Below are 21083 nucleotides of genomic sequence, written 5' to 3' on the forward strand. Positions count from 1 at the left end.
GATCAAAGGTCAGCAGAGCGCAGCGGCTGCGGGATGGCGGCATCGTTCAGCCTGGCCTGCAAAGTACCGGTGAGGGGGAAGGGGTTTGGTAGCGGAAGCGTCCAGCGCATGTGTTGGCCCGCCAGCACATAACCCAGCAGGCCGGGTGTCAGTTCAATCGGTGGGCCGTTCTCGGGCAGCCAGCGCAACTGGCTCAGACGCATGCGTTGGGCGCCTGTGTTGTGCACGGTCAGCGTCAGCACGCCGGCAGCTACCTGCCAGCTGGCATGCAGTCCGCTTGTGTCGGCAGGGGCCTTGCTTCCGAGTTCGCGCGGGCTCGCCCCCGCGGGTAGTACGAACGCCGGGATCGAGTAGCGCAGCAGGAAATTCAAGCCTTGGTTGGGTTTGACGTGGATGGCAGGCAGCTCATCCACCAGCAGACGATAGGCTTGCTCCTGCGTGCCGCCCGCGGGCAACGGAGCGGGCCGTAGCACGCGCACCAACTGCCGTTGGCCGGGGCCGATCTGGACGATGGCAGGGCGTGCCAACAGCATCTGCGACGGTTCAAGCACGTCAGCTGCGTTGCTCTGGGTCCAGCGCTGTATGCGCACCTGTGCATGCAGTGGCTGATCGCCGTTGTTCTCCAGCCACAGTGCCTGTGCCTGCACGCCATCACCGAATTCCAGCAGGATCGGCGCAACCTGCAGATTGCCGGCGCTCGCCAGTTGGGCCGTCAGCAGTAGACCCCAGGGCACGCGGAACAGGCGGCGCGGAGCGGTGTTGCGGACGCGCGGGCAGGGGGGCTGCATCCGGCCCGGGCTCAATAGGTGATCGTGGCAATCACCGTGTCGCCGTAGCTGCCGGCTGGCGCATCGGTGGAAGGTACGCGGCCATAGACCGGGATCGTCTGTGCACTGGCGGTGCCGGTGCCAGCCAAGGTGTCGGTGCCAATGACCTCGCCCCAGAAATTCTGCCGGCCGGCATCGCGGTACAGGCCATAGGCGACGAAGTTGCTGGCGCCATCGCTCATGCGTCGGTTGTCGGCGGCAGCGGTGGTACTGGTGGCATTGGCGCCGGGATTCATGCCGATGCTGTAAGGGGTGCCATTGGTGCAGTTCACCTCGAGCGTGCCTTGCGCGTCGAGCGGCGTACTGGTGGCGCGGGCCACGCTACCAAAGTCGATGTCGCTGGCGGCGACTGCCTGGATATCACAGGACTCGGTGATGACGATGCGCACCTGGAACTGTGTGGTCTGGGTTGCTGCCTGCGCGATGCCTGCAGATCCCGTCAATGCAATGCTGGCTGCGGTAATGAAAAGCGTGCGCGTGAGCATGTTGAATCTCCCGGCGGTTGGCGGCAGCGGCGATGCCATGGGACATGGCGTCTGCGTGCGCGATGAGCTAAGCACGGCAGCGCAGCGCTGACACGTGTTCACGCTGGCAGTTTCACCTGAACGGGGGATGTTGCTAAGTTCGGTCAACTGACAGCTGGCGCGCCTTGGCTGACAACGGTGACCCGCGCACATTGTTGGTGCGCACCGATGAGGCATCGCTGGGCGTTTCTCGGAGACGGGTACTGCTGTGCCGGCAGAGCTGTTTCTGCCGGACGGTGCTCAATAGGTCAGGGTCATGGTGACGGTGTCCTGGTAATTGCCTGGCACTGCGTTTGGCTGAGCAGGGACATGGCCGTAAACCGTCAGATTTTGTAATGCGCCAGTACCAACTCCGTTGACGGTGTTGGTCTGGCCGTCTCCCCAGCGGCTGAGGTGGGTTGAGTCACTGTAAAGCTCGTAGGCCACACGTTCGCTGGCCGAAGCCATGAAGCGCGCGCCCGATTGTGCGTGCAGGCCATCGTTCAGGCTGACCTGCCATGCCACATCGGGGGTGCACTTCAGTTGGACGGAGGTGGTCTGTCCGCGCGCGGCCTTCAGCCCGGGGGTAGCGCCGAAATTGATATTGGAAAGGTTGCTGATGCGGCAACTGCGCAGAACGCTTGCAGATACGCCGCTCCAGTTGAAGCTGATGTCCCCGGCGCCACCGAGATAACCGGGAAGACGGTCGCGGCAGTCGCTTTCCAATGGGGCGTGTATATAGCCATAGCTGTAACGTACGTACGAGTTGTATGGCAGGTCCCGGTAGGGAAGGTTGCCGGGCAGATTCTGGCCGGCCGGCACGCGGCCGTAGATCGGGATCCTGATGCTCAGGTTTTCGCGGGGAGCGATCCGGAAGCTGAGGCTGTACAGCGGGTAGCCGCTGGAGTGTGGACCTATCAATTGGCTGCGGGCGGCATCGGCGTACATGTCATAGCGCATGAAGGCGCCGTCACCGTTGGACATCAGGCGCGGTGCAACTGCGCCCGCCGTGCCGGTGCCGACAAACAGGCAGACCCTGACCAGGGCCGCAGTCAACAAGGTGGCAGTGCCGCCGTAGCAGTTCAGTGTCAACGAGGTCTGGGTGTCCTGATAGGTGCTGCCCGCTACGGCGCCGAAGTTGAGGGCCGGCGAACTCGATGTGGAGCAGTACGGTGCGGCGAGTGCATGCATTGGTGGCAGGTAGAGAGCAGCGACCAGCAGCGGGGAAGCCCATGTGCAACTGCGGCGATGCGGGGGCGGTGTTGCCGGGCGTGGTTGCAGCATCATTGACACATCACATCCTCCAGGTCGAGGCGGCCTTCCAGTGCTGGAAGTGCGGGCAAGGCGACGGTGCAGCCGCCGGTACCGATACCAAATCGCAGCTGCGCCTGTGCGGGAGGGTCGAGTAGGTAGATCTTGCCTTCATGGCCGATATGGTGGGTTGTCGCTGGCATGTCTGGCGCTTCAAGGGTGATTTGGCTGCCGGCAGGCAGCCACTGACCGTTACGGTCACGTATGCCCAGATGCAACGCCAGCGTTCGGCGCATTGCGAAAGGCACCAGCACACCGCGGCGGGTTTCCGGCACTATCTCCTTGCTGGTGCTATCCAGCTGCATGTCGGCTGGCAGGTGCTGCGGATCGATGGACAGTTGATTGCGCTGCCAGGCGCTGAGTTGTGATACGAGCAGTTGCCCGTGCTTGTTGGTGCGGCCGACGCTGCGGTTATCCAGCTGCACCGGTACGTCGGCAATGCCGGCGGTTGAAACCAGCGCGAAGGCATCGTCTATACGTGGCAATACGTGTGCATGGCCGCTGAGCCATGCAAACGCGCCGTTTGCGCTGGCATGGAGTTGCGTGGCGCTGCGCTGTGCACCGTCATGGTCCAGGCCAGCCGTCCATTGGCCATGCTGCCCACGACGGGCGATTTCGCCACGCACGCCGCGCTGATCGCGGTCGCCGCTGAGCTGTGTGCGCCAGTCCAGTGCACCTTGCTCGACGGCGGAATGGATGGCTTCCAGTGACAGTAGATTGCCGTGCCGACCGTGTCGAAATGACGCTGCGCGGGTGGTGTGGCGATCCAGCGGCTGTGACCAATGGGCGAATGCGCTGTCACCGCGCTTGTCGCTCAAATTGCGGTTGAAGCTGAAGTTGAGCTGGCCGTTGCCGGGCAGCGTATGCGACCAGTTCAGGCTGGCGTAGCGGCTGCGCGGTTGTTCGGGGTGCTGCTGCGCCACGTAGCTGAGGCCGAGTTGGCCAAGCGGCGTACTGATTCCGGCAAAGGCCTGCTCGCTGCGCCGTGAAAGGGTGGCCTGCTCCTGAACCGCGGCGACGTCGCGGTAACCCGCCGTGCGTCGCAGCGCACTGGCGGATAGCGTGAGCTGACGCGAGCTCCATTGGTAGCCAAAACCCTGCTGGCGACCGCTGCGGCGCCCCGCGCGGCTACCGGCCACTGATCCGCTGAGCACGCCGCCGCGCCGGCCTAGCAGTATCACCGCGCCGAGCCCGGTCTGATGAATGTCCTGGCTGCCTTCGGCATGCCACTGCAAGGTCATGCTGTCACTCAACCCTTGGCGGAGACTGGCGCTGGCGACAGGGGTGTTGGCATACGCGAATGAGCGCAGGCCGTAGTCACGACGGATTGTTCCCAGCTCGACGGACCAGTCCGAGAGCCCGGCCTGCAGCAGTTCGGGCGTGCCATAGAGCGAAAAGCCCAGTGTCTGGCTCTGTCCGTTGATATCGGTGATGACCAGCGTGGCTTGGCCCGTGCCGTTGAGCGAGGGGCTGCTGTCGAGCTGGAAACGCCCCGGTGGCAGTTGTTGGCTGGATCTGCGAATGCCGTCGATGTACAGATCCACCGTCGAAGGCAGGGTTGCTTCGCCGGCAAATGAGGCGGGCGGTGTGGTGATGCGATAGGGCTGCAGCGAGAAATTGCGCGACAGGCGTACGCCGCCAAAACGCAGTGCGCGTGACCAGCCGTGTGCGGCGGACAGGCTGTCGCCAATACTCAGGCTGAGCATTGTCTCGGGAAAATCCAGCTGCCAGCTGCTGTCCAGGCGTGTGCTGCTGGTGCGGGCTTGGCCATGCCCGCCATTGCTGCTGAAGCCTTGGGCCAGCGTATTGCTCCAGATACCGGCGCCGACGCCAAACAGGCGCAGCTCGCTGTAGCTGCTCAAACTGCCTGCGTTGTTGCTGTGTTGGCCGTACAGGTCGTAGTTGAGCACGCCGCCAGCGGCGCGCTGCTCGGGATCTGGGCGAGGGTGATCAGCCTTGCGCAGATCCACGTGGGTTGGTGAACGGTTGAGCATGTCCACCGGTACCTGCAGATCGATGCGTTGCAGTTGAACGTCGTAATGGAGCCTGATGCCGGGCAGCGACGCCAACGGGATCAATCCCTGTCCGCTGGCCGTGGCAGGCAGTTTGAGCCCCAGCATGAGCAAATGGGTGTGGCTGGCGAACAAGGCGTCCTGGCGGACCACGAAACGGGTCAAGCCACCGATGTCGATCTGGTTGACGCTCACTTGCAGGTGCAACTCGGACTCTTCGCTATCGTTCATGTGCGCAGGCATTGCCATGCGGGTTGCTTCAGCGAGTGCGGCTGGAGAGGCCGTGGTGGCAAGCGCAAGCCCAGCGCTAAGGACCAGTAACGACCTGCGGCAGAGGTTGAGGGTCGACATCGTCATTGAGTTTGGCGTGGAGGGTGCCATTGACTGGCAGGGTGGTCGGCACGGGGAGCCTCCAGCGCATCTGCCGGCCCGCCAGTACGTAGCCAAGCAGGCCAGGGGTGATGTCGATGGATGATCCGCTAGCTGGCCTCCAGCTCAGCTGACTGATGCGGATGCGTTGCGTGCCGCGGTTGTGTAGCGAGAAGGTGGCGCTGCCATCGCGTACCTGCCAATCGCCCTGCAATCGGCTGGCGTCGGTGGGAGTGTGTTTGCCGCTGCGTTCCAATCGCGGTGTCACACCCTCTGGCAGCACAAATACAGGAATGGAGTAACGCAGTAGAAACTGTAGGCTGGAGCTCGCGCTGCTGGCGCTACCGGGCAATTCATCAACGATGAGCCGGAAAGCATTTTCGCTGGATTGGCTGCCGGTGCGCGCCTGCAGCAGGCGTATCAATTGGCTGTGTCCGGCGGCGATATCGACCAGCGGCGGGCTGGCGAGCAACACATCGGAGGGCAGCAGCAGCTCCTGTCCGTCGTCCTGGGTCCAGTGCTGCACCCGGATCTGCGCACGCAGGGGTTCGCTGCCCGAGTTGGTCAGCCAAAGCGTCTGCGAGGGCTGTGCGTTACCGAATTCCAGCAGGATGGGGGCAACCTGCAGATTGCCGGCGCTGCTCGGCAGCAGCGGCAGCAGCGCAAGTGCAAGGATGGTGGCGAGCCGTGCCAGGCTCGCCACCTGCAACCGGCGCGGGTGGCGATTGTTCACGCGGCTGGCCTGCTCAGTAGGTGACAGTGGCGGTGATGGTGTCCAGATAAACACCTGCGGGCACGTTGGTCGCAGGTACCCGGCCAAATACCGGTATCGATTGCGGCGCGGCGCTGCCGATGCCTGCGACGGTGTTGGTGCCCGGCACCCGGCCCCAGAACTGGGTACGGGCCGCGTCCCGGTACAAGCCGTAGGGCACGAAGTTGTTGTCGGCGCTGATCATGCGTCGGTTGTCGGCGGCGGCGGTGGCGCTGCTGGAGTTGAGGCCAGGGTCCAGTGCGATCTGGTAAGGCGTCCCCTTGCTGCAGTTGAGCTGCAACGCGCCCTGGTTGTCGATCGGGGTGGCGTCGGTGGAGCGGACGTGGGTACCGAAGTCGATGTTGGTGGCGCTGACCGTGTGCACGTCGCAGGACTCGGTAATGGTGATCTTGACCTGGAACTGCGTGGTGTCTGTTGCTGCGTGGGCGGCACCGGTTGCGGCAGCAACGGCGATGCAGGTGAACAGGGGGGCGTTGCGGAGCTTCATGGTGATCCTTGGAGAAAAGACAGCGCAGCTGTCGTGCTCTGCGCAGGCCGGGTTACGGGCCTGTAGCGGTGCGGCAGGTGCGGATTGAGTCTGTTCCCAGGTCGCCCGAGAGGGGTATGAGATATGTCCCAAGGCGGGAATTTCTGTGATGCGCGTGCGTGTAATCAGCCCCGTTCCAGTGGGGTTTGGGCTGCTGCGAGGCATTCGTTTGGGACGATTCGCATGAGTATGGAATAGCGGCCGTTGGCCGGGTATGCCCAGTCAGGGAAGCCCGGCCTGGGGGGCGGCCGGCTCCCCGATTCCGTGTTCATTAATGTGAAATACTTAGCGAAATAGTCCAAATGGGGGATAATCGGCACATGGCAATCCAACTGAAAACCCCTGAAGAAATCGAGAAGATGCGCATCGCCGGCCGTCTGGCGGCTGAGGTGCTCGACATCATCACCCCGCACGTCAAGCCCGGTGTTACCACAGAAGAGCTGGATCGCATCTGCAACGACCACATCATCAATGTGCAGGGCACCATCCCGGCCAATGTGGGCTACCGCGGATTCCCCAAGACCGTGTGCACCTCGGTCAACAACGTCATCTGCCACGGCATTCCCAGCGAAGCCAAGGTGCTCAAGGATGGCGACATCATCAATATCGACGTGACCGTCATCAAGGATGGCTGGCACGGTGATACCAGCCGCATGTACTACGTCGGCACGCCGTCGGTGATGGCCAAGCGTCTGGTGGAAACCACCAAGGAAGCGATGTGGCGCGGTATCCGTGCAGTCAAGCCGGGCGCGACCCTGGGCGATGTTGGTCATGCGATCCAGGAATTCGCCGAAGGCGAGCGCTTCAGCGTGGTGCGTGAGTACTGCGGCCATGGCATCGGCAAGGTCTACCACGACGAGCCGCAGGTGCTGCATTACGGCCGTCCGGGCCAGGGCCTGGTACTCAAGGCGGGCATGACCTTCACCATCGAACCGATGATCAATGAAGGCACCCGCTACACCAAGGTGCTGCCAGATGGCTGGACTGTGGTCACCAAGGATCGCAAGCTCTCGGCGCAGTGGGAACACACCATTGTGGTGACCGAGGATGGCGTTGAGGTATTGACGTTGTCGCCGGCGGAATCCGCGCAGGCATGACCTCACTGCCGGCGGGCCCGATTCTGGACACGCCGGCAGACCCTGCCGGTGATGCGCAATGGGCGGCCGATGCACGGCAGTCACTTGCCCACACTGATGCACGCTTGGGCAAGCGCTTCGAGCAGACCGACAATGTGGAGCGTCTGCCTGGTCTGCGCGCGCGCGCGGTCGATCAACTGATCATTGAAGCCTGGCAGCGCTGCATTCCGGTGGCTGCAGGCTTGGCCCTGTTCGCGGTCGGCGGCTACGGCCGTGGCGAGCTGTTTCCGCGCTCGGACATCGACCTGCTGGTGCTGGCCGAGACCGAAGTGCAGCAGCGCCACGAACCCGCACTGGCACGCTTGTTCGCCTTGTTGTGGGATGCCGGTTTGCCGGCCAGCCATGCGGTGCGTTCGGCAACGCAATGTGTACACGCCGCAGCGGATCAGACGGTGCTGACCGCCTTGATCGAGGCGCGCCCGCTGGTCGCCGATGCAGCTGCACAGCACGGTTTGACGCGGGCGATAGCGCCCAGCCTGGTATGGCCGCCGCGCGAGTACTTCCTGGCCAAACGCGAAGAGCTGCTTGCGCGTCACCAGCGCTTTGGCGACACCGCTGACAACCTGGAGCCGGACATCAAGGATGGCCCGGGCGGTCTGCGTGATCTCAATACGCTGGGCTGGATGGCACTGCGCGCCTTCGGCGTAAGCAATATCGACGCGCTGGTCGGCTTGGGCCATCTGGGTCTGGACGAGGCCGCGGCGCTGAAGCGCGAACGGCAGGTATTGGCGCGGCTGCGCTTTGGTCTGCATCTGGTCGCACAGCGCCCGGAAGAGCGGCTGCGTTTCGACTACCAGAAGACCTTGGCCGCGCGCATGGGTTTTGGCGATGATGCCGAAAGCCTGGGCGTGGAAAAAATGATGCAGGGCTTCTATCGCAGTGCGACGGTGATCCGCCGCATCAGCGACCGCCTGCTGCAACGTTTTGAAGAACAGTTTGACGGCGAGGCGACACCGCAGCCGGTAGGCGAGGGTTTCTCGCTGCGCCGCGGTTATCTGTCCGCCGACGATCCGTTCTGGCCACATGGCGACATCCGCAGCATATTTGCGCTGTTCGCCTGCTGGGCTCGCACCTCCGATGTGCGTGGCCTGCACTCGATGACCGCACGCGGTCTGGCCGAAATGCTGGACGAAATCCCTGCCTATACCGCTGTGGACGAGGCCATCCGCGAGCAGTTCATGGCCTTGCTGCGCGGCCCGCGCGCGGTCGATACGCTGGCGCGGATGGCGCGTCTTGGCGTGCTCGGCCAGTGGATTCCCGCATTCGCGGCGGTGTCCGGGCGCATGCAGTTCGATCTGTTCCATGTCTATACGGTGGACCAGCACACCTTGATGGTGCTGCGGAACATGGCCTTGTTTGCCAGCGGGCGGGCCGATGAGCGCTTCTCCATCGCGCACGAAGTCTGGCCGCGCCTGCGCAAGCCGGAGCTGCTGCTGCTGGCCGGCCTGTTCCACGACATCGCCAAGGGCCGTGGCGGCGACCACTCGGAACTGGGCGCGGTGGACGCGCGCGAGTTCTGCAGTGCACACGGCTTGAGCAGCTCCGACACCGAGCTGGTGGCGTGGCTGGTCGAACAGCATCTGCGCATGTCGATCACTGCACAAAAGCAGGACATCACCGACCCCGAGGTGATCCATCGCTTTGCTGGCCTGGTTGGCGATCGTGATCGTCTCGATTACCTGTACCTGCTGACCTGCGCCGATATCGCCGGCACCAGCCCCAAGATGTGGAATGCGTGGAAGGACCGGTTGCTGGCCGACCTGTATTTCGCCACCCGCCGCGCGCTGCGCGAGGGCTTGGAGCATCCGTTGCCGGAAGCGGAACGCGTGCAGGAAGCGCGCGACAGCGTGCGCGAACAGATGCGTCTGCTTGGGCATGAAGATGCGGTGATCGATCGCCAGTTCGCTGCCATGCCGGATGAGAGTTTTGTGCGCTTCCGTCCCGAGCAATTGGTCTGGCAGGCCGCGTCCCTGGTGGAAATCCACAAGGGCGGCACCTTGGTCAAGGTGCGGCGGATCACGCCTGAGAGTGATGCGCTGGAAGTGTTCGTGCACTCGCCCGATCGCGACGGCATGTTTGCCGCCATCGTCATGACTTTGGACCGTGCCGGCTACGGCATCCATCGCGCGCGCGTGCTCGACGGCCCCGACGACACCATCTTCGATACCTTTGAAGTGACGCCAGCAGGTAGCTTCGCCGACGGCGACGCCGCGCGTCTGGAATCTGTGCTGCGCAAGGCGCTGGCTGGCAATATCCTGACCCTGCGCCCCTCGCGGCGGGTAATGCCGCGCCAGCTCAAGCACTTCCGCTTCGCCCCGCGCATCGAGTTTCTCGACGCCAGTCATGAAGGCCGGACTGTCTTGAATCTGGTCGCACCGGATCGCCCCGGTCTGCTCGCCGACGTTGCGCACGTGCTGCGTGACCAGCGCCTGCGTGTGCAGGATGCGCGCATTGCCACCTTTGGCGAGCGCGCCGAGGATCAGTTCCAACTTACCGATCGCCACGATCACCCCCTTACCGAAACCTCCATGCAGGCGTTGCGTGATGCATTGCTTGCCTGCCTGGATCCCGACAACAAGCCAGGAGACCCCCACTGATGGCAAGCAAGCCCGCAACCAAGAAGACCGTGACCAAGAAGACCGCCAACAAGGCTGCGCCTGCAAAGGCCGCGCCGAGCAAGGCCGCTGCGCCGAAGAAAAAGGCCGCAGCAACGACCAAACCGGTCGCCAAGCCTGTTGCGAAGACGGTCAAGGCACCGGTCAAGAAGGTTGCCGCTGCCAAGCCGAAGTCGACCAAGCCGGTGACGCCATCGGTTGGCCCGCGCAGCCTGCGCAAGCCGCCGGCACCGGGCGTGGCCGAATTGAAGTTCAGCATTGAAAGCGCATTCGAGCGCCGCACCATGCTGACCATGGACGAGATCGAAGGATCGACCCGAGCGCTGGTGAACCGCGTGATCGACGGCTTGGAGTCCGGCGAATTCCGCGTTGCCGAGCCCGATGGCAACGGCGGCTGGAAGGTCAACGAGTGGTTGAAGAAGGCGGTGCTGCTGTACTTCCGTGTCAACGACATGGCAGTGATGGACGGCGCCCCGGCGCCGTTCTGGGACAAGGTCGAGTCGCGCTTTGAAGGCTACGACGAGGCTGCCTTCCGCCAGGCCGGCGTGCGCGTGGTGCCGGGCGCGATCGCCCGTCGCGGCACGCACTTCGGCAAGGACGTGGTGCTGATGCCGAGCTTCACCAACATCGGTGCACACGTGGGCGAGGGCACCATGGTCGATACCTGGGCCACGGTGGGTTCCTGCGCGCAGATTGGCAAGCATTGCCACCTGTCCGGCGGTGCCGGCATCGGTGGCGTGCTCGAGCCGTTGCAGGCCAGCCCGACCATCATCGAAGACCATTGCTTCATCGGTGCGCGTTCGGAAGTGGTGGAAGGCGTGGTTGTCGGTCACCACAGCGTGATCGGCATGGGCGTGTTCCTGAGTCAGAGCACCCGCATCTACAACCGCGCCACCGGCGAAGTGACGTATGGCTATGTGCCGCCGTACAGCGTGGTGGTCAGCGGCTCGCTGCCGTCCAAGGACGGCACGCATTCGCTGTACTGCGCGGTGATCGTCAAGCAGGTGGACGCCAGGACCCTCGGCAAGACCAGCATCAATGACCTGCTGCGTGGGTTGGCTGACTAAGCAAGCCAGCGGCGAGGCTGTTCCCTTCTCCCGCAGGCGGGAGAAGGTGCCCGAAGGGCGGATGAGGGGAGCTTTTGCTTCGCTCCTGCTCTGCGGGTTGGAAGCTCTGACTACGGGCTAGAAGCTTCCCCTCACCCCAACCCCTCTCCCGCAAGCGGGAGAGGGGCTTTGTCATGCGGGCTTTGGAATTCAGAATGACCACGATCTACGGACTTAAGAACTGCGACACCTGCAAGAAAGCCACCAAATGGCTGGACCGCTTCAACGTCGCCTATACCTTCATCGACTACCGCGACAACAAGCCCAGCCCGGAGACCCTGCTCGAATGGGCCGGCAAGGCCGGTGGTTTCGCTTCGATGATCAACAAATCCTCGACTACCTGGCGGCAATTGCCGGACAACCGCAAGTCGCCAGAGTCCGATGCCGAGTGGAAGCTGCTGCTGCGCGAGTACCCGCAGCTGATCAAGCGTCCGTTGGTGATCACCGACGACGGTGCCCTGAGCCAAGGCTTCAGCGACAACGGCTTCAAAACCCGCTTCAACATCGCCTGATCCGCCACCGCTTGTAGGAGCGGCACAAGCCGCGAAGCCACCGACCCAAGAAGGCTGCAATGAACGACGTACTAGCCCTGACCTGCGACCTGATAGCCCGCCCCTCGGTAACCCCGGAGGATGCCGGCTGCCAGCAACTGATCGCAGGCCGTCTCAACGCTGCGGGCTTCAACTGCGAGCACCTGCGTCTGGGTGAAGTCGACAACCTCTGGGCCACCCACGGCAGCGGTGCGCCGGTATTGGTGCTGCTCGGCCACACCGACGTAGTGCCGACCGGCCCGGTCGAGGCCTGGAGCAGCGACCCGTTCAAACCGGAAGTGCGCGACGGCGTGCTGTACGGGCGCGGCACTGCCGACATGAAGGGCAGTGTTGCCGCCTTCGTGGTGGCGGCCGAACAGTTTGTCGCCGCGCACCCTAACCATGCCGGTACGCTGGCAGTGCTGCTGACCAGCGACGAGGAAGGGGATGCCATCGATGGCGTGCGCCACGTTGCCAAGCTGTTTGTCGAGCGCGGACAGGGCATCGATTGGTGTATCACCGGCGAACCTTCGTCCACCGCCAAACTGGGTGACCTGCTGCGCGTCGGCCGTCGTGGCAGCCTCTCGGCGAAGTTGCGTATCAAGGGCGTGCAGGGCCATGTCGCCTATCCGGACAAGGCGAAGAACCCGATCCATCTGGCCGCGCCGGCCCTGGCTGAGCTGACCGCCCGTCATTGGGACGATGGCTACGAAAGCTTCCCGTCCACCAGCCTGCAGATTTCCAACATCAACGCCGGCACCGGCGCCAACAACGTGATCCCGGGCGAACTGCAGGTGATGTTCAACCTGCGCTACAACCCGCATTGGAGTGCCGACAAGCTGGAAGCCGAGATCGGTGCGCTGTTGGACCGTCATGGTCTGGACTACGACCTGCATTGGCACCGCAGCGGCGAGCCGTTCTACACGCCGGAAGGGCGCCTGCGCAGTGTTGCCCGCGAAGTATTGGCCGAATTCGCCGGCGGCGCGCCGGAAGAAAGCACTGGCGGTGGGACTTCCGACGCCCGTTTCATCGCGCCCTTGGGCGCGCAGTGCATCGAAGTAGGACCGGTGAATGCCAGCATCCACCAGGTCGATGAGAACGTGCGCGTAGCCGATCTGGAGGCGCTGCCTGACCTGTACCGGAAGCTGATCGAAAAACTGCTGGACTGAACTGTTACGGTGCAGGTGCACAATCTTGCCGGGGGGGCGAGATGGACAGGGTTCAAATGTGGTTCCGTAATGGGCTGATGGCCCTTGTCCTGGTGTGCGTGCTGCCGTTGGCGCACGCCACCACCACGATGCATGGCTTGCCATTGCTGCGGCAGTTCGGGGTGAGCCAGCTGCCAGGCGCGCCGACCTATCCAGGCGTGGTCGTTGACCGTACTGACAACCTCTACGCGGCCAGTGGCGAAGGGGTGATGATCTTCCGCAGCGGCGTGTGGGAGCTGCTGGAGGCGTCGGGCGAAGCGCCAGTGTATTCGATCATGCTGGCGCGCGATGGCAGCATTTATGCGGCGGGTGCGGGCGTGTTTGGGCGGCTGCTGCGGCAGCCCGATGGCACCCACAGATTTTCCGATCTGCTGCCACGCTTGGCCAGTGCGGGCCTGGTACAGCGGCCGATCGAGGTCTTCTCGCTGGGCGAGACCACGCGTGGCGTGCATGTGGTGAGTGCTGGCGCGTTGTTCGTACTGGAAAGGGACGGCAGTACAACACGGCTGCAGCTTCCCGCCGGTGCGCGCGAGCGTCCGCTGGTTGCCGGTGATGCTGTCTATTTCCGGGTGCCAGAAAAAGGGCTGTACCGCGTGGAAAGGGCGGCAATGGTTCTGGTTGAGGGCATGGAGCCACTCGCGAAACTACGTGTCCCCGCTGCCTGGGCATATCGCGGCGGTGTGCTGTTCGCCGCTGCCGATGGCTTCCATTTCAGCGATGGCAAGCGTCTGCGCAAGCTCGATACCGAGGCCGACGCTGCCTTCCGTCTGCATGAGCCGTATACCGGCATTGCCTTGGCCGACGGCGGTTTCGCGGTCGGCAGTTTCGACGGCACGATCATGCGCTTCTCACCTGAGCTGCGCCTGCTCGACAGTTTCGCCGCCTGTGCAGGCGAGATGCATGATCTGGTGGAGGATCGTGAAGGAGCGGTGTGGATCTCCGGCGAGAATGGAATCGCGCGCCTGCGCTGGTCGCTGCCGTGGACGCGCTATGGGCGCCTGAATGGTCTGAGCGGACGCATCTTCGACAGCACCTGGTACGACGGTCGTCTGTGGGTGGCGAGCATGGGTGTGTGGAGCGCACAGCCCTCTGCGGCGGGTACGCCGATGTTCTCGCAACTGCAGTGGCCGCGTCGTGATCTGGAGACTTTCGCGCTGGAGGGCACAAACGCCGGTCTTCTGATCGGAGATCGCTACGGACTGGCGGTGCTGGATCCTGGGCAAACGCAACCGCGACGACTGCTTCCACCGATGCTGGGTGGCAGCGTCAGCAAGCTGGTGCCTTCGGCGTTCGACGCCAAGCGCATGTTTGCGGTGACCAAGAGTCGAGTCATCGTGCTCGGCCAACGCGACGGTCGCTGGCAGTTGCAGGCGCAGTGGCAGATTGGCGGCGGCGCCGTTGAAGGGCTGTATGAAGTTGCCGCTGGCGAGTTGTGGGCGGGTGATGCAGGTGGTGGCGCGAGGCGCTGGCGCTTCGCTGCCGATAGTGGCCAATTGCTCGCTGAACAGCGTTTCGGCGTGGCGCAGGGCCTGTCGGTTACTGCTGGGCAAGGCACCCGTTTGTTCCGCAGCGACGGTGTGCTGTACGCAGTCTCCGACCGACAGGTGCACCGGCTGCAGGGCGAGCAGTTTGTTGTTGCCCAGTTGCCCATGCTCACGGGACTGCAGGCACCCATGGAACTGGAGGGCGAGGACAACGCCAAGGGGAGCTTCGCCTGGACAGCGCGGCAGTTGTGGTGGCGCAAGCCGGGTGCCAGGACGTTTCAACTACAGCAGGTCAGCGATAGCCGCGTCCCCGGCTTCATGACGGTCGCCCTGCACGGCGATGGGCAACTGCGCGTGGTCACCCGCGACAGCATATTGCAGCTGGATCCAGCGGCGCTTGAATCTACCGCGCCGGCGCCGCAGGCGCGGCTTGACCGGGTCGAACTGCAAGGCCCGAATCACCCACCGGTACTGCTACCGCTGGTGCCGAAAACAGTGCCGCGCCTGCCCGCCGGCGCGGGCTTGGCCTTGCGCTTCGGCGTGCAGAGCATGGAGCCGGAGGTCGAGTTTCGCTATCGCATGCCTGGTTATCACGACGAATGGTCACCTTGGACGGCGGGGCGCGAGCTTACTTACCAGCGCTTGCCCGCAGGTGCGTATAGCTTCCAGCTGCAGGCACGAGTGCTGGGTGGCGCACCCACCGAGGCCATGAGCTACCGGCTGCAGGTTGCACCGTTCTGGTACCAGCGCCCGTGGGTTCGGGTTGCCTTTGCTGTGGCCGGTTTGCTGCTCATCGTGATGGTGGTGCGTCTGCGCACTCGCGCGATCAACGCACAGAACCGGCTGCTGGAGCAGAAGATCAGCGAGCGAACGGCCGAGCTGCAGAGTGCCAACTCCCGGCTTTCAGCTTTGGCTGTGACCGATGGACTCACCGGTATCGCCAACCGCCACGCGATGGAAAAGGCCTTGCCGCGCGCTTGGCAGCGCTGCGCGGAGCGGCAAGAGCCGTTGGCGGTGATGATGATCGACGTGGATCACTTCAAACAGTTCAACGACACCCACGGCCATCATATCGGCGACCTGCAGTTGCGGCGCGTGGCGCAGACCCTGGCCGCGCAGGTGTCCGGTGCAGATGAGCTGGTCGCACGTTATGGCGGCGAGGAGTTCGTGCTGATCCTGCCAGGCTGCGACCAGCAGGCGGCGCTTGCACGTGGCGAGCGGCTCCGTAGTGCGGTGGAGCAGGTTAGCGGTGCTGCTGGCCAGCGGGTGACGATCAGCGTTGGTGTAGCTGTCTGCATCCCGGTTGTTGGCGAAGATCCGATGGCGTTGGTGCGTTGTGCTGATCAGGCGCTTTATCGGGGCAAGCGTGAGGGGCGTAACCGGGTGGATGTTGCCTGCCTCCAAAGTGGTGCGTAGTTGATAGCGGCGGTCTGTACTATCAAGCCGGCGTTTGTCAGCCCGTGTCGCAAGGCTCACTTGCAGGCCGAAGCGGATACTGGTGCAGCATCGAGTGCGTCAGTCGGGAGCAGACCTTCCGTGAGTTCATTGCCTTTGGCTATAGTGCCGGTGTGGGACCTCGCTCAAGAGTTGGCTGGAAAAAATCCGCTCATGGTTCAGAGGATCAATGCGAACTGAAGAGGCCTGTATTGCTTGCTCAAGCGTGCCTTTGCTCTGCTACATCTACTTAACTCAGACCCTGGTCCAAGGACGACATGATTCAGACACAGAGTTTTCAGACACGGCAAGCCAGCGTTGCGGATATCGAGACGCTGGCCCCGCTGTTTGACGCCTATCGGGTGTTTTATGGCAAGCCCAGCGACCTGGCGCTAGCACGCGCTTTCCTGCTGGAGCGCTTCCAGCACAACCAATCGATCATCTTTATTGCGCTCCAGGACAGTGGTACGGCAGTTGGCTTCACACAGCTTTATCCCAGCTTCTCGTCCGTCTCTGCTGCCCGCACCTTCATCCTCAACGATCTGTTTGTAGCTCCTGAGGCGCGGCGCGCCGGAGTTGCTGCCCAGCTGTTGGGGGCAGCGGCGAACTATGGGCGTGCGGTTGGTGCAATACGGCTTTCGCTGTCCACGGCTGTCAGCAATGAATCCGCACAGGCGCTGTATGTTTCCGAGGGCTGGGTGCTTGACGGCGACTTTCACGCATACAGCATCCCGCTGTAAGGCCAGCAAAGCTGCCGGGCCAACGGCTCTGCAGTCAATCAACGATCAATCCAAAAGCCGCCAGCGCTGCCGCAGCCTGACGCTGGGAAATCACTGCTTTCTTGAAGTGCTTTGCATCCATCACGTTGAGCCCGCTGATATCGGTATTGCGCAGGTCGGCGCCTTCGAAGCGGGTCAGGCGGGTCTGCGCGTTGCGGAGGCTGCCGCCGCTGAACACCGCGTCGCGGAAGTCGCAGCCTGACAGGTCGGCATCGGAGAAATCCATGCCTTCCAGTTCTGCCTTGCGGAATGACATTCCACGCAGGTCGGCGCTGACCAGCAGGCAGTCGCGGAACTCCAGCGCCCAGCCGCTGACTTCCTGCAGGTGGGCACCGGTCAGCTTGCAGTCCTTGAACTGTACCGACGAGAGCGTGGCGCGTCGCCAGAAGCTGTTGTTGAGGTCGCAATGGTCGAAGCGCGAATCGCTGAGCTGTGCGCAACTGAAGTCGCAGTGGCTGCCGCGGCATTTCTGCCACTGGCTTTCTTCCAGTGATGCAGCCAGCCAGTTTGTTTTGGTCAGCGAGCACTGCTTGAACTGGTAGCCATCCATGTCCAGGCGCGAGAAATCACCCTCGTCCAGCGTGCAGGATTCGAACACCGCTGCACGCGGATGCGCACGGATGATCTGCTGCATGCGTGCGCGGTCGATGGTTTCTTCGCGGAAGACCGGGGTGTTCGTCATGTCCAACTCTGCAGGTGCCAGCGCTTTATTCTGCGCGACATCGAAGTGCTGATGCAGTCTTGTCGCGCCGAGTGTTGTGTGTACAGACTTGGCCGGTCTATTCAAAGATGAAGAACGGCGGCGCGATGGCCCGGCGCCAGTACGACTCATCGGCCAGATAGAACTCCTGAGCCTCGGCGCGTGCGAACCATGCTGCCGCTGCGGTTTCATCTTTCCGCAGGCCTTTGCTGCCGCGTCCGAGCGCCAAGCCGCTGAAGTACTGGCCATAGACATTGCCCTGCTCACCCGCGCGCTGGTACCAGCGCAGCGCCTCGTTCATGTCCTCGGGCATGCCGATGCCGGCTTCATGCAAGGTGCCGAGATCGACCTGGGCCTCTGCATCGCCACGTGCGGCCTGTCGTTGGATGCGGGCGATGGCGGCATTGGTGGATGGCTGGTCGGCGGCAAGGCGTGCAGCTTCGGTTGAGGCGAGGGTTGCCTTGCGCAATGCGTCCAGCTTGTACAGCTCACGCATGTACACCGCTGAACGCAGCCGCCAGCGCAGGGCGCCTGTCATGTCGCCGTGGCGTTCGTACCAGCGTGCCAGGTCGTGCATGGCATATGGCGAGCCGTGGTAGGCGGCGCTGAGGTACCAGCGCAACGCCTTGCGTGGCGATGGCTTGAAGCGAACGTCCTCGGGCTTTTGCGGTTCGTCACTGCTGTCCAGGCGGCCGCGCTCAAGGATCCTGCCCAATTGCTCCTCGGCGCCGGTGCTGCGGTGGGTGCGCGGCGTTGTCGCTGCTGCGCGCGCGTACCAATCCAGTGCACGTGGGTCGTTCCAGGCCTGGTACATCTTGGCGACCCGCAGGGCCGAATCGAATTGACCATCGGCGGCTGCTGACAGCGCGTCGCGCTCGGTGTCGCTGGGTGGGCGGGTGTTGGGCGTGGTCGTGCAGCCGAGCAGGATGAACAGGGGGAGGGCGTACAGCAGCACGCGGGGTGTGGGACGGGGCATCCAGCAGGTCCGGGCAACGGGGCGGGCGATTATCGCGGAGTGCGCCGGCCCGGCCGCTGAATCGGTTGCCAAAGCAACAGTTGCGCGGGCGCCGAAAGCGGGATACGGTCAGCGCCATGTCCTCGTTCCTGGCCACCGCCGTCAACAATAACAACCGCAATAATCTGCGCGCGAATAATCGTGCGCGGCCACTGCGGGACTGCGACCAGAGCTAGAACAGGCAACACGCTCAGGACACCAGAAAACCCGCATCGGCCGATGCGGGTTTTTTTGTGGCCGGGCGGGAACACCGAGCGGCTGCAGGTCTTCAAGCCGTTGCTTCCACTGTTTGTCCCCACACAACCCAGGAGCTTTCCCATGTGTTCCATCTTCGGCATTTTTGGCCTGCAATCCGGTGACGACCTGCAGGCGCTGCGTCGGCAGGCGCTTGAACAATCCCAGCGCCAGCGGCATCGCGGCCCGGACTGGAGCGGCGTCTACGTGGACGACGGCGCCATCCTGGTGCACGAGCGGCTGGCTATCGTCGACCCTGCTGGTGGCTCGCAGCCGTTGCTGTCCGACGACGGCCAGCTGGCGCTGGCAGTGAACGGTGAGATCTACAACCACCAGGAGCTGAAGAAGGAACTGACCCAGCCCTACGCCTTCCAGACCGGCTCGGACTGCGAAGTGATCAACGCGCTATACCGCGAGGACGCACCGGCGTCCTACTTGAACAGGCTCAACGGCATTTTCGCCTTCGCGCTGTGGGATCGTGCCAAACAGCGCGTGATCATCGCCCGTGACCCGATCGGCGTGGTGCCGCTGTACTGGGGCCACGACAAGCAGGGCCGGTTGTGCGTGGCCTCGGAAATGAAGTCGCTGTCCGATACCTGTGCCGACGTGGCGCAGTTCCCGCCGGGTCATTGGTACGACAGCAGCACAGACACGTTGAGCAAGTACTACGAGCGTCCATGGCGCGACTACTCCGCGGTCGAAGGTGTGGATGTATCGCTGGTTGAGCTGCGCGAGGCGTTCGAGCGTGCCGTGCACCGCCAGCTGATGACCGATGTGCCGTACGGCGTATTGCTTTCCGGCGGTCTGGATTCGTCGCTGGTCGCCGCGGTTGCTGCACGCTATGCGCGTAACCGCATCGAAGATGGTGGCCAGAGTGAAGCCTGGTGGCCGCGGCTGCACAGCTTCGCGATTGGTCTGAAGGGCTCGCCGGATCTGGCCGCCGCCGAGGTTGCCGCCGCTGCGCTGGGCACCGTGCATCACGGTTTCGAGTACACCTTCGAGGAAGGCCTGGACGCGGTGCCGGAAGTGATCCGCCACGTCGAGACCTATGACGTCACCACTATCCGGGCTTCGACGCCGATGTTCCTGCTGGCGCGCCGGATCAAGGCGATGGGCGTGAAGATGGTGCTGTCCGGCGAAGGCAGCGACGAGATCTTTGGTGGCTACCTGTACTTCCACAAGGCGCCGAACGCGCGTGAGTTCCACGAGGAGCTGGTGCGCAAGCTCGATGCGCTGAACAACTACGACTGCCTGCGCGCGAACAAGTCGATGATGGCCTGGGGCGTGGAGCCGCGCGTGCCGTTCCTGGATCGCGAGTTCCTCGACGTGGCGATGAAAATGGACGCAAGCCACAAGATGGTCGACAAGGCCAGCGATCGCATCGAGAAGGCGGTGTTGCGTGAAGCCTTCGAAGGTTACCTGCCCAAGGAAATCCTGTGGCGGCAGAAGGAGCAGTTCAGCGACGGCGTCGGCTATGGCTGGATCGACGGTTTGAAGGCGCATGCCGAAGCACAGGTCAGCGACCGCGTGCTGGCCGCTGCCGACAAGCGCTTCCCGCACAACCCGCCGCAGACCAAGGAGGCGTACTACTACCGCCACGTGTTCGAGCAGTTCTTCCCCAGCCATGCGGCGTCGGAAACGGTGCCGGGCGGCAAGTCGATTGCCTGTTCGTCACCAGCGGCGATCGCCTGGGATGCCAGCTTCGCCAGCATGGCCGATCCGTCCGGCCGCGCCGTAGCTGGTGTGCATGAGCAGGCATTGGCAGGCTGACAGCTCACCAGAAGATCGGCCTGCATTGGCCTTCAAAGCCCCTCTCCCCCTTGCGGGAGAGGGGTGGGGAGATGGGCCGCTTTTCACACCGCAAAAACCGCTGCATGTGACTACGAAATTGCAGCTACTTCCTCGGTACTCAGTCAAAAGGATTTTCGATGCGTGCTTGTTCGTTGTTGATGTTTGGCCTGCTTTGCAGTTCGTTCGCCCATGCCAGTGACGTTCCTTTGGAGCGCCATCAATTGGGTGCCTGGGAAGCAGATATCGGCTATACCGGGGTGGTGCGCGACGGCGACACTTTGCATGTTTCCGGTGTGCCCTGCAGAGGCGCGGACATGCAGGCCGCGGTGCGGGACTGCTACGGCAAGCTGACGAAGATCCTGCAGCAGTTTGATGCTGACAGCAGCCAGGTGGTGAAGGAAACCGTGTTCACCACCGATATGGAGGGCTTGATCAAGGCGATTCCCGATCGCAAGACCTTCTTCGCCGACGGCAAGTATCCAGCCGCGAGCTGGGTGCAGATCAGCCGCCTGTTCGACGCCGAGGCCAAGCTCGAAGTGGAGTGGACGGTGCGGCTGAAGTAAGCGCGTAGTGCATTGGTGACGGCGAGCCAGCCAGCTGTTTGTGGGAGCGGTGTAAGCCGCGAAGCAGGGACACCATCAGATTGCATATGCATCGATGGTTCCGGGAAATCCAGCCTCGCGGCTGACCGCTTCCACACCCAGATGTCAGCCGGGGTAAGCGGCGCTGTT

18 protein-coding genes are annotated in these 21083 nt (G+C 63.4%); 9 read left to right on the plus strand and 9 right to left on the minus strand.

Features of this window, described 5'->3' with window-relative positions; all coding sequences use genetic code 11:
• Window positions 1-2 precede the first annotated feature (2 nt).
• The 6 genes from ACVOLL_RS09625 to ACVOLL_RS09650 form a co-directional block, all read right to left on the minus strand.
• Window positions 3-788, minus strand: a complete 786-nt coding sequence (locus tag ACVOLL_RS09625) for a fimbrial biogenesis chaperone (protein ID WP_481512706.1) — start codon at window positions 786-788, stop codon at window positions 3-5.
• 11 nt (window positions 789-799) lie between these two features.
• Complete coding sequence (locus ACVOLL_RS09630) at window positions 800-1312, minus strand: Csu type fimbrial protein (protein ID WP_481512707.1); 513 nt, start codon at window positions 1310-1312, stop codon at window positions 800-802.
• Window positions 1313-1591: 279 nt separating this feature from the next.
• Window positions 1592-2617: a Csu type fimbrial protein gene (locus ACVOLL_RS09635; RefSeq protein WP_481512708.1), complete on the minus strand. Its 1026-nt coding sequence runs from the start codon at window positions 2615-2617 to the stop codon at window positions 1592-1594.
• Window positions 2614-4884, minus strand: a complete 2271-nt coding sequence (locus tag ACVOLL_RS09640) for a fimbria/pilus outer membrane usher protein (protein ID WP_481512709.1) — start codon at window positions 4882-4884, stop codon at window positions 2614-2616. Before ACVOLL_RS09640 ends, ACVOLL_RS09635 begins: the two co-directional genes overlap by 4 nt.
• A gap of 76 nt (window positions 4885-4960) precedes the next feature.
• Window positions 4961-5755, minus strand: coding sequence for a fimbrial biogenesis chaperone (locus ACVOLL_RS09645; RefSeq protein WP_481512710.1), 795 nt, complete (start codon window positions 5753-5755; stop codon window positions 4961-4963).
• A gap of 13 nt (window positions 5756-5768) precedes the next feature.
• Entirely contained in the window at window positions 5769-6281 is a 513-nt protein-coding gene (locus ACVOLL_RS09650; RefSeq protein ID WP_481512711.1) for a Csu type fimbrial protein, read from the minus strand.
• Window positions 6282-6640: 359 nt separating this feature from the next.
• Between ACVOLL_RS09650 and map the strand changes: the two genes are divergently transcribed.
• From map to ACVOLL_RS09685, 7 genes are all read left to right on the plus strand, one after another.
• Window positions 6641-7417, plus strand: a complete 777-nt coding sequence (gene map / locus ACVOLL_RS09655; RefSeq protein ID WP_481512712.1) for a type I methionyl aminopeptidase — start codon at window positions 6641-6643, stop codon at window positions 7415-7417.
• Between the two features lie 20 nt (window positions 7418-7437).
• The gene (locus ACVOLL_RS09660; protein WP_481512757.1) at window positions 7438-10053 is read left to right on the plus strand and encodes a [protein-PII] uridylyltransferase; all 2616 of its coding nucleotides are present in this window, start codon (window positions 7438-7440) and stop codon (window positions 10051-10053) included.
• Window positions 10053-11138, plus strand: a complete 1086-nt coding sequence (gene dapD, locus ACVOLL_RS09665) for a 2,3,4,5-tetrahydropyridine-2,6-dicarboxylate N-succinyltransferase (RefSeq protein ID WP_481512713.1) — start codon at window positions 10053-10055, stop codon at window positions 11136-11138. Before ACVOLL_RS09660 ends, dapD begins: the two co-directional genes overlap by 1 nt.
• A gap of 194 nt (window positions 11139-11332) precedes the next feature.
• A complete protein-coding gene (locus ACVOLL_RS09670) occupies window positions 11333-11689 on the plus strand; it encodes a Spx/MgsR family RNA polymerase-binding regulatory protein (protein ID WP_481512714.1) in 357 nt (118 codons plus the stop codon).
• 59 nt (window positions 11690-11748) lie between these two features.
• Window positions 11749-12876, plus strand: coding sequence for a succinyl-diaminopimelate desuccinylase (gene dapE, locus ACVOLL_RS09675; protein ID WP_481512715.1), 1128 nt, complete (start codon window positions 11749-11751; stop codon window positions 12874-12876).
• Window positions 12877-12932: 56 nt separating this feature from the next.
• Window positions 12933-15815: a diguanylate cyclase gene (locus tag ACVOLL_RS09680; protein WP_481512716.1), complete on the plus strand. Its 2883-nt coding sequence runs from the start codon at window positions 12933-12935 to the stop codon at window positions 15813-15815.
• Between the two features lie 296 nt (window positions 15816-16111).
• Window positions 16112-16573 (plus strand): N-acetyltransferase family protein, encoded by a 462-nt coding sequence (locus ACVOLL_RS09685; protein ID WP_481512717.1) that lies wholly within the window; start codon window positions 16112-16114, stop codon window positions 16571-16573.
• 34 nt (window positions 16574-16607) lie between these two features.
• On the opposite strand, the gene ACVOLL_RS09690 is transcribed toward ACVOLL_RS09685, so the two are convergent.
• The 3 genes from ACVOLL_RS09690 to ACVOLL_RS09700 all read right to left on the minus strand — a co-directional run bounded on the left by ACVOLL_RS09690 (window position 16608) and on the right by ACVOLL_RS09700 (window position 18599).
• On the minus strand, window positions 16608-17294 hold the full coding sequence (locus ACVOLL_RS09690; RefSeq protein WP_481512718.1) for a pentapeptide repeat-containing protein: 687 nt from the start codon (window positions 17292-17294) through the stop codon (window positions 16608-16610).
• 97 nt (window positions 17295-17391) lie between these two features.
• Window positions 17392-18288, minus strand: coding sequence for a tetratricopeptide repeat protein (locus ACVOLL_RS09695; protein WP_481512719.1), 897 nt, complete (start codon window positions 18286-18288; stop codon window positions 17392-17394).
• A gap of 29 nt (window positions 18289-18317) precedes the next feature.
• Complete coding sequence (locus ACVOLL_RS09700; RefSeq protein WP_481512720.1) at window positions 18318-18599, minus strand: hypothetical protein; 282 nt, start codon at window positions 18597-18599, stop codon at window positions 18318-18320.
• 46 nt (window positions 18600-18645) lie between these two features.
• On the opposite strand from ACVOLL_RS09700, the gene asnB reads away from it, so the two are divergent.
• Window positions 18646-20331, plus strand: a complete 1686-nt coding sequence (gene asnB / locus ACVOLL_RS09705) for an asparagine synthase B (RefSeq protein WP_481512721.1) — start codon at window positions 18646-18648, stop codon at window positions 20329-20331.
• Window positions 20332-20489: 158 nt separating this feature from the next.
• Window positions 20490-20915 (plus strand): RidA family protein, encoded by a 426-nt coding sequence (locus ACVOLL_RS09710; protein ID WP_481512722.1) that lies wholly within the window; start codon window positions 20490-20492, stop codon window positions 20913-20915.
• Window positions 20916-21083 lie beyond the last annotated feature (168 nt).

This window comes from Stenotrophomonas sp. STEN035, assembly GCF_056759935.1.

Excerpts from the sequence above, each read along its gene's own strand:
- map (WP_481512712.1), top strand. The coding sequence starts at position 6,641 with ATGGCAATCCAACTGAAAACCCCTGAAGAAATCGAGAAGATGCGCATC.
- ACVOLL_RS09670 (WP_481512714.1), top strand. The coding sequence starts at position 11,333 with ATGACCACGATCTACGGACTTAAGAACTGCGACACCTGCAAGAAAGCC.
- ACVOLL_RS09640 (WP_481512709.1), bottom strand. The coding sequence starts at position 4,884 with ATGAACGATAGCGAAGAGTCCGAGTTGCACCTGCAAGTGAGCGTCAAC.
- ACVOLL_RS09685 (WP_481512717.1), top strand. The coding sequence starts at position 16,112 with ATGATTCAGACACAGAGTTTTCAGACACGGCAAGCCAGCGTTGCGGAT.
- ACVOLL_RS09630 (WP_481512707.1), bottom strand. The coding sequence starts at position 1,312 with ATGCTCACGCGCACGCTTTTCATTACCGCAGCCAGCATTGCATTGACG.
- asnB (WP_481512721.1), top strand. The coding sequence starts at position 18,646 with ATGTGTTCCATCTTCGGCATTTTTGGCCTGCAATCCGGTGACGACCTG.
- ACVOLL_RS09680 (WP_481512716.1), top strand. The coding sequence starts at position 12,933 with ATGTGGTTCCGTAATGGGCTGATGGCCCTTGTCCTGGTGTGCGTGCTG.
- ACVOLL_RS09695 (WP_481512719.1), bottom strand. The coding sequence starts at position 18,288 with ATGCCCCGTCCCACACCCCGCGTGCTGCTGTACGCCCTCCCCCTGTTC.
- dapD (WP_481512713.1), top strand. The coding sequence starts at position 10,053 with ATGGCAAGCAAGCCCGCAACCAAGAAGACCGTGACCAAGAAGACCGCC.
- ACVOLL_RS09625 (WP_481512706.1), bottom strand. The coding sequence starts at position 788 with ATGCAGCCCCCCTGCCCGCGCGTCCGCAACACCGCTCCGCGCCGCCTG.
- ACVOLL_RS09635 (WP_481512708.1), bottom strand. The coding sequence starts at position 2,617 with ATGATGCTGCAACCACGCCCGGCAACACCGCCCCCGCATCGCCGCAGT.
- dapE (WP_481512715.1), top strand. The coding sequence starts at position 11,749 with ATGAACGACGTACTAGCCCTGACCTGCGACCTGATAGCCCGCCCCTCG.
- ACVOLL_RS09710 (WP_481512722.1), top strand. The coding sequence starts at position 20,490 with ATGCGTGCTTGTTCGTTGTTGATGTTTGGCCTGCTTTGCAGTTCGTTC.
- ACVOLL_RS09650 (WP_481512711.1), bottom strand. The coding sequence starts at position 6,281 with ATGAAGCTCCGCAACGCCCCCCTGTTCACCTGCATCGCCGTTGCTGCC.
- ACVOLL_RS09690 (WP_481512718.1), bottom strand. The coding sequence starts at position 17,294 with ATGACGAACACCCCGGTCTTCCGCGAAGAAACCATCGACCGCGCACGC.